The sequence below is a fragment of the Vibrio sp. 1CM2L genome, assembly GCF_023161695.1.
GTDB lineage: Bacteria > Pseudomonadota > Gammaproteobacteria > Enterobacterales > Vibrionaceae > Vibrio > Vibrio coralliirubri.
The window spans coordinates 793,081-805,610 of record NZ_JALNTT010000001.1; the positions used below are offsets into that span (position 1 = coordinate 793,081).

12 protein-coding genes are annotated in these 12,530 nt (G+C 44.7%); 2 read left to right on the top strand and 10 right to left on the bottom strand.

The window, feature by feature from the left end:
* Positions 1-229 precede the first annotated feature (229 nt).
* Positions 230-1,852 carry a phosphoethanolamine--lipid A transferase gene (locus MSG34_RS03350; RefSeq protein WP_248336286.1) on the top strand — a complete coding sequence of 541 codons (1,623 nt, stop codon included), beginning with the start codon at positions 230-232 and terminating at the stop codon, positions 1,850-1,852.
* Positions 1,853-1,918: 66 nt separating this feature from the next.
* Here MSG34_RS03350 and MSG34_RS03355 read toward each other — a convergent pair whose 3' ends face one another.
* The 10 genes from MSG34_RS03355 to lafA all read right to left on the bottom strand — a co-directional run bounded on the left by MSG34_RS03355 (position 1,919) and on the right by lafA (position 10,266).
* Positions 1,919-2,638, bottom strand: a complete 720-nt coding sequence (locus MSG34_RS03355; protein WP_248336287.1) for a lytic transglycosylase domain-containing protein — start codon at positions 2,636-2,638, stop codon at positions 1,919-1,921.
* 381 nt (positions 2,639-3,019) lie between these two features.
* Positions 3,020-3,988, bottom strand: coding sequence for an OmpA family protein (locus MSG34_RS03360; RefSeq protein WP_248336288.1), 969 nt, complete (start codon positions 3,986-3,988; stop codon positions 3,020-3,022).
* A 10-nt stretch (positions 3,989-3,998) separates the two neighbouring features.
* Positions 3,999-4,871: a flagellar motor stator protein MotA gene (motA, locus tag MSG34_RS03365; protein ID WP_048610084.1), complete on the bottom strand. Its 873-nt coding sequence runs from the start codon at positions 4,869-4,871 to the stop codon at positions 3,999-4,001.
* Entirely contained in the window at positions 4,859-5,566 is a 708-nt protein-coding gene (locus MSG34_RS03370; RefSeq protein ID WP_048610086.1) for a sigma-70 family RNA polymerase sigma factor, read from the bottom strand. Before MSG34_RS03370 ends, motA begins: the two co-directional genes overlap by 13 nt.
* Positions 5,567-5,575: 9 nt before the next feature.
* Positions 5,576-6,010, bottom strand: a complete 435-nt coding sequence (locus MSG34_RS03375) for a flagellar biosynthesis sigma factor (RefSeq protein ID WP_048610088.1) — start codon at positions 6,008-6,010, stop codon at positions 5,576-5,578.
* Positions 6,011-6,012: 2 nt separating this feature from the next.
* The gene (locus tag MSG34_RS03380; RefSeq protein WP_248336289.1) at positions 6,013-7,272 is read right to left on the bottom strand and encodes a flagellar hook-length control protein FliK; all 1,260 of its coding nucleotides are present in this window, start codon (positions 7,270-7,272) and stop codon (positions 6,013-6,015) included.
* Positions 7,273-7,313: 41 nt separating this feature from the next.
* Complete coding sequence (locus tag MSG34_RS03385) at positions 7,314-7,613, bottom strand: hypothetical protein (protein WP_048610091.1); 300 nt, start codon at positions 7,611-7,613, stop codon at positions 7,314-7,316.
* Positions 7,597-8,001: a flagellar export chaperone FliS gene (gene fliS, locus MSG34_RS03390; protein ID WP_048610093.1), complete on the bottom strand. Its 405-nt coding sequence runs from the start codon at positions 7,999-8,001 to the stop codon at positions 7,597-7,599. Before fliS ends, MSG34_RS03385 begins: the two co-directional genes overlap by 17 nt.
* Positions 8,002-8,011: 10 nt before the next feature.
* Entirely contained in the window at positions 8,012-9,334 is a 1,323-nt protein-coding gene (gene fliD, locus MSG34_RS03395; protein ID WP_248336290.1) for a flagellar filament capping protein FliD, read from the bottom strand.
* 95 nt (positions 9,335-9,429) lie between these two features.
* The gene (gene lafA, locus MSG34_RS03400; protein ID WP_048610097.1) at positions 9,430-10,266 is read right to left on the bottom strand and encodes a lateral flagellin LafA; all 837 of its coding nucleotides are present in this window, start codon (positions 10,264-10,266) and stop codon (positions 9,430-9,432) included.
* Between the two features lie 166 nt (positions 10,267-10,432).
* Here lafA and MSG34_RS03405 point away from each other — a divergent pair, with 166 nt between their 5' ends.
* A complete protein-coding gene (locus MSG34_RS03405; RefSeq protein WP_248336291.1) occupies positions 10,433-12,520 on the top strand; it encodes a flagellar biosynthesis protein FlhA in 2,088 nt (695 codons plus the stop codon).
* The last annotated feature ends 10 nt before the right edge of the window (positions 12,521-12,530 follow it).

A 12,530-nucleotide genomic window follows, 5' to 3' on the forward strand; every position in this document is an offset into this window, starting at 1 on the left:
GATTGAACCACATAGAATAAGCTGAACATACTAATTCACTTTGCTGTTCCACCTTGTCATGAAGGTCACTCAGTAAAGTGAATTTTTTGTTTCTACACGCCCTATCGCGTCATTTCACTTTAGCCAGTTTATCGCTCACCATCACTTATTGAGCTTTATGCGTTGATATTAGAGCTTTCTTGGTAGCGAGACTAAAATAAGGGATAAGAGACGCAGGAAAACAAGACCTATGAATCTACCAAGCTTAAACATGTCGATAAACAAGCTGCCTTTTGTGTTGGCCGTGTATTATCTGCTTGTCGTCAACATCCCTCTCTCCCAAGAACTGTTTAGTATTGTTCAGGCATCGAAATCTGAAAGCGTTGCGTTTCTTATCTCCATTCCTATTTTCTTCCTTGCTGCCTTTAACTTCATCTTCCAAGTCTTCAACTGGCCTATCTTCTCTAAGCCGTTTTTCATCTTATTGCTGATCACCTCAACCTTAGTCAGCTACAGCATGTTCAATTACGGCATATTCGTCGATTACGGCATGATAGAGAATGTGTTTGAGACCAATAGCGGTGAAGCAGCCAGCTATATCAGTGGTCACTCGATCTTATGGCTACTAGCCATGGGCGGTATTCCATCTCTCATCCTGTTGTTTACCAAACTTGAAAAAGAGTCTTGGAAAGATTTCTTTGTCTGGAAATCGATTGGCTTGCTCTCTTCCTTGATTGTCATTGCCATTATTGCCGGGCTTTTCTACAAAGATTACGTATCGATTGGTCGTAATAACTCGCACATCAAAAAGATGATCATTCCGACCGAGTATGTGGCATCGATGGTCAAATACATCAATAACACCTACATCAAACAGCCCATCCCCTATCAAGAATTGGGGTTAGATGCTCAACTCAAACCACAAGCAAAAGCGGCAACCAAACCGACCTTATTGGTGTTTGTACTTGGCGAAACCGCTCGCGTGTATAACTACCAATATTATGGCTATGAGAGAGAAACCAACGCTCATACCAAGCCTTACAACCCAATATTTTTCTCTGATGTTCAGTCGTGCGGTACAGCCACCGCAGTTTCTGTACCCTGCATGTTCTCGAACATGAATCGCAGCAACTATGATCGCGACAAAGCCTACAACCAAGATAACGTGGTCGACATTATGAACCGCGCGGGCATTCACTCCATTTGGAGGGAGCATGATGGCGGAGACAAGGCGGTCGCACATCGAATCAAAGAGATGACGCTCGTCGCCAAAGACAGCGACCCTTTGTGCAATAAAGACGTATGCTACGACACAGCGATGCTAGAGAACTTCGAACAAGATACGCAAGATCTTAAGCAAGATAGCATCATTTTCTATCATATTGCGGGATCCCACGGCCCAACGTACTTTGAGCGTTATCCAGAAGAACATAAGAAATTTACGCCTGATTGTGCTCGCGCCGATATTGAAAACTGCACCAAAGAAGAAGTAGTTAACACCTACGATAACACCATCTTGTACACGGATTTCTTTCTCTCACAGGCTATTCAAAAGCTAGAGAAGCTCACCGATAAGTACAACGTGGGGCTGATGTACATTTCCGATCATGGTGAATCTTTAGGGGAAAACGGCGTCTACTTGCACGGCATGCCTTATTCATTGGCACCGAAAGAGCAAACCCATGTGCCTATGATCATGTGGATGTCTGATGGTTTCGCCGAGCAGAAAGGGATAAACCAAACCTGCTTGAGAAAGGCAGGCAAAGAACAGAGCTTCTCCCAAGACAACCTGTTTGACTCTTTACTCGGGCTAATGGATGTACAAACCAAAGAATACCGAGAGAACCAAGATATTTTCGCTGCGTGTCGCTAGTTTTATAGGTGACTTATGTAAATTAATTTCCAAAGGTTAGTTTACATAAGCACCATTCGGTCGCCATTACAGCGAAATCAATGGCGGCAAAGGAGTCAAGTTAACCAAAGGAGTACTTTGCCAGTGACTTTCACTGGCAAATAACCACATTGGAGCAACCGTATTCTGTTTGAGTGAAGTAACATCCACTAACACCAACAGGGCGTAAAAACGATGTACATAGTCAACCGTCTCTTTGGGTAACCTTAAATCGGAATACTGCCGACTACCCGCCTTTTTTACTGCTCGTTGTACCCGTCCTTCTCCAGCGTTATATGCCGCAAGAGTCAGGTTAATATCACCATAAAACTTACGATATAAAAAATCGAGATACTGCATCGCCGCATGAGTGCTAGGCTCAATCTCAAACCTTTGATCTTGCCTGTCATTAACAGTCAAACCAAACCTTTCAGCAGTGGCTGGCATCAGTTGCCATAAGCCTGCCGCCTTAGCGGGGGATATAGCATTGGAGTTATACGAAGACTCAAGCATAGGCACCAACACAAAGCTATCAGGTAAAGACCGCTCGGCAAGCTGTCTAAAGATTTCGTTAACCAGTGGGTCGAACTCTTCTAGCTTTTTCAGTATTTGGTTTTGGTATGGTTTAAGCGTGTTTATATGGGGTTGGATGACATTTTGGGATGGACGGTTTTGCGCATAACTAGAGCTACTTTGAAAGCACATAAATAACAACACCAGCCCTAAAAACCAGTGCACCAGAATTTGAAAGCCAAAGCCTTTAGCCAAAACATCGCTCCGTCATCGTATTGTCCTTTATCCTTGTTTAAACCCCAACCCTACCTTCAGTATTAGAAGCACACCTATAGATCTGTTCACTCAAAGAATCACCAAAAAAAGGTTAATACCACGATGGTGCAACCCAAAAATACCGCAAAACAAATGGGAATCACTAAATGCTTATCCTTCTCGAGAGAGATAAAACCTTGTGGCTGTTGAACGATAAACATGACTAGCAAAATATTGTAGATAGCAATCAGCAAACCTACGATAAAAACATCGAAATACAGCAAACTCGTCGCTAAATAGACGTAATAGCCAATTAGAATATAATCAATGAGTACTAACCAAGCCAGGCACTTCCGTGAATTAAACATGACGTTGATTGATTCAGTCATAACGACTTAGCACTTCAAAAGAAGTGACAGGTTGGTTCAACTCCGCTTGTCTGATGGCTCTTTTCTTAGTGTCAGGCAACACCTTATCCAACTCATGCTGACCAAGTGGAGAAGCTCTTGTGGCACTGCCTATCGAAAACGACTTATAGACTTTATTCAGCTGCTCTAGGGTATTTGCGGTCAATATATACAACTCTATACGACGGTTAACTCCAGATTTCGTATTCTCATTGTCAACAGGAGCGGTATCACTCATACCCGTGACCTGAAAGATATGGTGCTCTTGAAGCCCCCCTTTATTGAGATAGTAACGCGCGCTGTTTGCCCTATTGCTTGATAGTTCCCAGTTCGTCATGCGGCTACCCTTATAACGACTGGCATCTGTGTGACCAGTAATGATCATCTTGTTCTCGATTTTTTCGAGTAGCCTTGCGAGGTTCAATAACAGGTCTTGATAAAATGGCGTCACTTTAGCTCCGCCTCGGAAAAACATAGGCCCTTTGTCTGAATCAGCAATCACCAATTTGGCTCCCTGAGGCGTAACGAAAACACTGACACTACCTAATGCATCAATACCTGAAAGCTCTTGGGTTATACGTTGTGCCAGCAATTCAAGCTCCTGTTGGCTATTAAACTCGCCTTCTAACACTGAGGTATCATTAATTCGATGAAGATCGGCATCATAGTGAGAGGTCGCGACATGAGGCAGTGGCAATGGGTTTATGGAATTACCACCACTTTCACTGGTACCTAGGTGCATGATTGGATCATTTCCGTAAGCAAAGTAGTTAAGCAGTTTCTTCTGATCATCCACATCCACCACCTGCAAAATCCACAGCACCAAAAAGAGACACATCAACGAAATCATCAGATCCGCCATTGCGACCTTCCAACCACCATGTTGCAGTTCATTGCGCTTACGGCGACCTTTTTTCTGAATAATGACTTGAGGTTGCTGCATCATCGTCTCCTTAACTTGATGACGGCTGTTGTCTTAACACTTCAACCGCCTTCTCAAGTTCAACAAATGATGGTTTGTAGCGAGTCTCGATATTTTTTCGACCTGCATTAGCACACATGTGAGCCGACTGGCCTTGAGCATAAGCTGACAATATCGACTTAACACAAAACAGTGGCGCGAGCTGATTCTCAGACACATCTTTAATGCTGCTCGACATCGGACCTAACACACAGTAACACCCAAAAACGCCAGTGAAGGTACCCACCAATGCGCCAGCAATGTTCTTACCAATTTCGGTTATCTCACCATCCAGCCCCTGCATAGTGAGGATTATTCCCATCACAGCCGCTAAGATCCCTAACCCTGGCATCGCCTCAGCAGTGGCATGTAGCTTCTCCGACGGCTTAGTATATTCGTCTTCCAAATGTTCGATTTCTTCTTCAAGAAAAGCCTCGAGCAAATGCTGAGATTGCTTGCCCGTAATCACCTGACGAAATGAATCGATAATGAATTGTGTGGTTAACGCGTCTTTGGTAATTCGAGGATACTTCGCGAAAATCTTGCTCGATTCCGGGTTCTCAACATGAATATCCAACGCTTTGATGTTCTTCACTCTCGCGGTATTAATCAGCTCAAACATCAAAGACAGTAACTGCTGATAATAGTCCTTGTTGTAAGGAGTAGAGCGAAACGCAATACCAATCTGTTGCACCATCAATTTGAGGGTTGAAGAGGTCGTAGACATCAGCAAGCTAGCGAAGGCTGCACCAAAAATAATGATGATCTCTGACAGCTTAAAGATGAACTCAAACTTACCACCAAGGAAAATGAAGCCACCAAAAATCACACTTAATACGACAACAATGCCGATTAACTTTTGCATACATCACTCTCCTTAATTCTGCTTTTGAGAATGTCTAAGCCTCGATGTTTGAGCCTGTGAACCTTAATCTCATTGATATCGAGGACTAACGCCGTCTCTTTGGTGCTCAAGCTCTTCACGTAAATCAGATACAAAATCCGCTGTTCCATTGCTGGGAGTGAATTCAGTACCAGCTTCACCTCGTTAAACAATACTTCTTTATCGGTTTCGGGCACTGCAGTAACTACAGATTCCAACTCGATATCATCAAAGACATCCACGAGGGTCATGGCTTGCTGGTAATCATCCGCTTCTACCCCTAAGTGTCGACAGACTTCATTACTGGTTGGCTCCCTGCCGAGTAGCTGGAGTAACTGCCGCTCGGCATGTTTGATGCGGTTGACGAGCTGGCGTTTATCACGCTCCATGTAGTCACGTCGACGCAATTCATCGATCAGTTCACCACGAATGCGCACCGCAACGGCACGACGAAAGTCATCATTTGCCACATGGTCAAACTTTCTCAGTTCAATCACTAAGGTCATCATGGCGGTTTGTTTAAGGTCCTCAAACGTCCCCTCATCAACCGCATAGCGATATTGATACAGCAGCCCATTAATCAACTTAATGTTTTGCTGCAATACCAACTTCTCGAGCTCTTGTAGCGTCGCTTGGTCATCGGTTTGGGTATGTTGATACTTAGGCTGCATTAACATGATGACGACCTATTGAAATACCGCTTTCGTCACAAGCACATCACCCACTTGTAAGCTGGGTAACTCGTCCAAATCGTCCTTTAAATCGTCTTGAATGACATAAATAAACTGCTTGTTATAGAAGTAAGACGCCTCCTTCACACTGAATTTTTTTATGATTCGATTTTTGATTCGACTGAGCTGCTCGTGCACGTAACCACTGTTCCGCTCCGGCGTAAACATAGAGACATCCAGCAACAGCAGGCTTTGTCGGTTACCTAGGTTAATCGGTACGAGTACATTTTCTAACTGAACCTCGATCTGTTGTGTTGCAGCCGGTTCTGGCTCACTTGGGGTTAACCATGAACTCAACAGTCCCATATTCAGTTGATTGGTTTGATAAAACCAAAATCCGGTCACACATAATGCGAGAGTTAAAGCAAAGGTGATGAAAACTTTAATCATGTTCAGACCCTCGCAATATATGCTTGGTATTCCAGTACATACTCGGGTTGATCTTGCGTATGAGCATCACTAGAGGATAGGCGTTCTTGTTCGAACGGCTGATTTTGTTGCTTCGACTCAGGTTGATGGTGGCTAGGTTGGTCAAGACTAATGTTCACCTCAGACAACTCTGAATTTTGCGAAATCAATTCGTGTCGCAAACGCTCCGATGTCGCTAAGATCGCCTCTCTGGTTAGCGCCGATGATGCACTCATTTGGATATTTACTTTGTCACCTTCCATGCGAATGTACATCTCGACCTTGCCTAGCTCAGGTGGATCAAAACGTATTCGCGCGGCCTGATTTAACGTGTCGAACTGAAGCTGGATTTTATCCCTCAATACTTGATGTATCTGCCTTTGACTTTCTAAGCTAAGCTCTTTGGTCGTCTCTACCATCGGAGCCGAAGTCCTAACATAGCTGCTATCACTGGTAGCATTAACCGCTTCAATTATCGGCTGCCCCATTAACAATGGAGTGGTGGAAGTAGCCCCTAACTTGAGGCTTGCTGGAGTGGCATTGAACATTGAACTGGCTAGCTGATGATTAAACGACAAGGCCAACTCTGAACTGGTATACCTATTAGGTGTGTGACCAAAAAATGAAGGCGCGCTCGCTTGCCAATCAGCCCCTGAATGATCCACTCCTTTAGAAGATAATAGCGAGCTGCTCTTTAAACTGAATTCAGAACCCGCTCCCCGTCTTTGATTCATCAATTCCAACTGCTGGGTAACAAAATGAGCAATCGTACTTAACTGCGGCAGTTGAACCTGTGGCTGCTGCACGAGATCTTGTGGCGAGTCGAACGACTGCACTGCTGCTCTATCACTCAGATTCAACCCTTCCGCTGATGCCTCCAATCGAGTTAGAGGTGAGTGAGAGTGAGTAGTATCAAACCCAGGACTCAATAGTTCAGGATTAAATAGTTGTGAGTAAGAAAGTACCGAATGAGAAAAACTAGCCGTGCTTTCAGAGGCACTCATATTAGGTATCAAAGCGGAATCTGGAGAAATTGCAGACATAGACGAACTCACCTGATCAAGCACCGAAAATAGCGACTGAAAAGACTGCGCAAGCGGCGTCATACGTATCTCGCCTAGTTCTGAAGCCAATGGTTCAAAAGCTAAAGCTTCAGAGGCTAAGGTTTCAGAAGCTATAGGCGTCGCTAACGTACTCGCGGTGTTACTTTTCACTGAAGGACTTGCCGTCGACAGTAAATCCAAACTGCTCCTATAAGACGACGTTTGTGCTTGTAATTCCATAATTACTCTCCCGCTCTGACCTGTGTCTGAGCATAGGCTTTATCACGTTCACGTAGACTGATATTGTTACTAAGCTGCTGTTTTAATAAGGCTTGCTCATGAGTCACTAAGATTCGACATTGCTCATGAGCCGACTTAAGTCGCCTAACGATAGCAACATAATCAGGGTGCGACTGTTCAACCTCTAGCAGCACCTTTTTCACCAACAGATTAAGCTTCACGATCTCAGCAAATTTTTTGCGATTTGCTGCGTCCTCTAACTTACTGACAAGACGTTCTAGCTGCTTAGGACTGGGCTTCATCAAGCCACTCCATTGCGCCTTCCCATCCCTCTTTCAGATCGGTCACGACACCAATCAACTTAACGATAAGTTCGGTATTCATCTCTTTCGATGCCTCAAATACAGTCGCAATGGCGTGCTCATACAAGGCGTGTATGTTTTGGATAAGCTCTTCCCCAGTAGATAAATCCAGAGATGCATCGAGCCCAACTAAGATATCAATCGATTTTTGCGTTGCGTTAGATTTGAGCTCCAAGTCTTTGGTTTCAATTGAAAATTTGACACTTTCTAACTCTTGGATCAGTCGCTCGTGTAACATACAAATCAATTCAAAGCTCGACGACACTGAAGCATTAGCCGTCACTTGAACATTGGCATAGTTGGCTTGCTGCTGTTTCCCTAAAAGCATGTGTTGCTCCTTAGATAGTGAAAAGTCCAGATACCGAATCCAATTGACTACTGAGTGAGTTCAGTTGAGTAAACTGAGACAGGTAGCGGTTGTAGTAAGTCTCATAGCGAGTGTCGAGCGCCGCTAAGGCGTCATTAATGCGGCTCTTTTCATTATCGAGCGTATCTATTCGTCGACTCAGGGAGCCGTTAGAGAAGTCGATATAGGTTTCAAGTTTGCTTTCAAAAGCTTCAAAGACTCCACCGCTTCCAGTGAATAGTGTTTCAAAATCGACCGTCGTTGCCGCACTTTCAAATTTGCTGGAGTCGAGGCTAAGCTTGCCATCCCGGTCGATTTCGAGCCCTAACTCAAACAAACGAGTACCGTTGTAGTCATCACGTATAACGCTAGCCAGTTGGTTTTTGATGCTGCGCACTGCGCTATCCGAAGCCAATACCCCCCTTGTCTCATCCTCATTACCAGAAGCGGTTAGGTTAGTGATCTCAGTAACAGCGCCGTTATAGGCATCAACAAATTCTTGTAAGGAAGCGACCGTGGCGGAAAGATCATCGCCAATTTCAATCTTTGTTGCTGAATCTCCGCTGTTGTTCGATTTAGTCACCGTAAGGTCAACGCCATCAATGAGCGATTCAAAGGTATTACTTGAATTAGTAAGTTGAGTGCCAAACTCGCCACCGAGTGCGATCACCGCATCCTGTGCTGTTTGCATTGGTGCGGCGCTTGCTGCTGCCACCACCGTATCCCAACCGCTGGCGGCATCTGCAGACAAAGTAAAAGCAGCGTCAGCGCCTTCATTTTCAGAACCAAACAGCACTTTCATCGCCCCTTGCGACTTAACGAGAGTGGCTTGAATAGAACCGTCAAATTGATCATTGAAGTAACTTACAAACTCGCTGTACGTAACATCACCACTTACGTCAGTGTCTGCATCCATAATGTTGATGTCTGTAGTAACGCCGCCTTGAGTGACAGAAAACACGCCTCCCGACGCCATAACATCATTTGAATCGACCGAGTTGGCATCAAAAACTACTTGATGATTGGAAGCCATCTGTTGCACAAAAACATCTAAGTTGATGTCATTCACACCAGAGTCGACGGAGAGAGAGAAATAGTCATCACTCGATGTCGAGGTTGACGTTTGAGTTAGGCTGGACCCAGATTGAGTAAACTCGTAAATTTTATCTTCAAGCGACTGAAGGGCCGTTTTAACTTTACCAATCGCAGAGGTCTTTGAGGTAATCGTTGACAACTTTTGGGTATAGCGCAACTCAAAAGGCTGCACATCTAGACTAGCAAAATTGCTAGCTAACTGAACCGCATCAACGTTCATAACTCTTCCCCTTAACTCGTATAGGAGGTACAGCTCTACCCTCCTGCTACTCGGCTAATATATAGCCGCTACTGAGTAAATAATTGCTACTCAAACTAGCCCAATAGGCTCATCGCTAATTGAGGCACCATCTTCGATGCACTCAGCATAGAAGCACCCGATTGCATAAGCATTTGCTGCTTGCTCATCATTCCAGACTCAGAGGCAAAATCGGTATCCATGATTCGACCTTTAGAAGACTCTAAGTTTTCCGTCATATTGCCAAGGTTGGTAATAGTGTGTTCAAGACGGTTAATATTCGCACCGAACTCTGCTCGCGCAGTACCCAACAGCTCAATAAGGCCACCTGTACCAGATAGAGCATCAATATTAGATGCTGCACTTAAAGCACCGCCACCAGCAGCTAGTGCGTGACCTGTCACCGCACCGACTTCAGTTGATGCATCAACTGATAAGGTTTCCGTTGATGAGGTACCTATCTGAAACACAACCGCACCGGCACCAAAGCTACCTGTAGTGAGCAAATTGGTACCACCAAAATTTGTATTCGACGCTATGTTAGCTAACTCATCACTGAGCGCATTAAACTCAACATCAATCGCAGTTTGGTCTGCTGTAGAATTAGTCCCATTTGCATACTGAACGGCTAGGTCGTTCATTCGATAAGCAATATTGGTCATCTCGTCAAAGGCCCCCTCTGCAGTTTGCATCATAGAAATCGCATCCTGAGAATTACGCATTGCTACATTCATCCCGCGTGATTGAGCTTCCAAGCGGTTAGCAATTTGTAGGCCTGCCGCATCATCGGCAGCTGAGTTAATTCGAAAGCCGGTAGACAGTTTTTCCATGGATTTAGTTAATGCACTGTTGGTCGACTGCAATGTATTTTGAGTCACTAAGCTTGCGTAATTTGTATGTACTGATATAGCCATCTGATGTTCCCCATCTGTGTTTGCTGTTCACTAACTGTTAACGACAGTGGAAAAAATTCATTTCATATTTTTCGGAAAAAAGATCACTAAATTTAAAAATAGCAAGACTCAAAAATGAGAAGTGCGTAAAAGTATCCTAGTATATTAATCAACAATATTCATAATAATGGTTGTTATGAGACACGTATTAAATGCAATAGCTGCACGGCTAACAATTCCAATTGTGTTACTCATGATCTTGGCGATGGTGATTCTGCCGCTGCCACCAATTTTATTGGATACGTTTTTTACCTTTAATATCATGCTTGCCATCGTCGTCTTGCTGGTCAGCAGTACCGTTTCACGAGTGCTTGATTTCTCTATATTTCCCTCGCTATTACTTGTCGCTACCCTACTTCGATTAACCCTCAATGTAGCCTCTACCCGTATCGTTCTACTCGAAGGTCACAATGGCGGAGACGCCGCTGGTAAGGTGATTCAGTCTTTTGGTGAAGTGGTTATCGGCGGGAGCTACGTTGTCGGTATCGTGGTGTTCGTGATCTTGATGATCATTAACTTTGTGGTCATCACCAAGGGGGGCGAACGGATTTCAGAAGTATCAGCACGCTTTACTCTGGACGCCCTACCAGGGAAACAGATGGCCATTGATGCAGACTTAAATGCAGGCGCTATCGATCAGAAAGAAGCCAAAACTCGACGTTTAGAAGTAGGAGAAGAAGCGGAGTTCTACGGCGCAATGGACGGTGCCAGTAAGTTCGTTCGTGGTGATGCGATTGCTGGGCTATTAATCCTGTTCATCAACTTAATCGGTGGGGTTCTAATAGGAATATTTGAGCACAACCTAACCGCAGAAGCAGCTTTCCAAACCTATGCCCTACTGACCATTGGTGATGGTCTGGTTGCACAAATTCCATCGCTGTTACTGGCCACATCCGCCGCTATCATCGTGACGCGAATTAGTGATAACGATAACGACATGGCACAAACGGTGAAAAGGCAGTTACTTGCGTCACCGAACAATTTATACATGGCTGCGGGAGTCATGTTTGTTATTGGTAGCGTACCAAACATGCCGCACTTAGCCTTTTATACCTTTACCGTATTGTTAGCGTTTGTCGGTTGGAGACAATCTAAATTTCAGCATGTTACGCCCGATACAAGCCCCGATTTAGATACGCTTCCTCAGCCTCATCAAGAAAATACGATTGATTGGAGCATTATTCCCAACGTGGATGTGATTGCCCTGTCGTTAGGCTTCAAGTTGGTTCCTTTAGCAAGCTCTCAAAAGGGCGGTAACCTGATTAAGAGTATTCGTGGCAGCCGAAAGACACTCAGTGAACAAATAGGCTTTGTGATGCCAGAGGTGGTGATAACCGACAACCTCTCACTAAAACCTTCCGAATACGCCATTAGCATTGATGGCGATGAGATTGAGCGTGGCGAGGTTTATGCCGATAAAGCAATGGCAGTAGGCAACCATATTGAGCATCCAGATCTCGATGGCATTGTTGGCATCGACCCAGCGTATCAGCTTCCAGCGCTATGGATTAAAAAAGGGGATAAAACCAAGGCGATAAACCATGGATTTCAGGTAATTGAGGTGCATGATGTCATCGCGACTCACGTCAGCAAAGTGTGCAGCGAACACCTAGACAACATCTTCAATTATGATGACGTGAAAGCCCTCAACCAACGACTTGCTATGCAGCATCCTGAGCTTGCAGAGAACCTAGCATGCGTCATTAGCCCTAACCTACAGATGCAGGTCGTCCGTCAATTGCTGGCTCAACAAGTGCCTATCATCAACGTGAGGACCATAGCCAACACCATTATTGAAAGCGTCGACACCATAAAAGACCCAATCTTGCTGTCTTCTAATATCCGGGTCGCGTTAAAACGAACCATCGTCAATTTGATCTCGCCAAACAGCAAGACCATCCATGCTTTCATTATTGGTGCAACCTTAGAAGGAGAGTTAAAGGGCGCGATCTCTTTGAGTCAGCAAAGCGACCCCAATATTCCTCTGGACTCAATTCCTGTTGAACCGACGATCTTGCAGAAATTCCAAAATCGCATGCCGACCATAGTACAAACCATGCAGAGCCAAAACCTGCCACCGGTCATCGTAGTACCTCCCACCACACGCCCTATGATAGCCAAGTTAGCCAAGGCCTTTGCCAAAGAGCTGATTGTTCTGAGTTACAATGAGATCCCAAATGAGTATGGATTAAATGTATTAGGGGATGTGGAGTAAATAATAATTC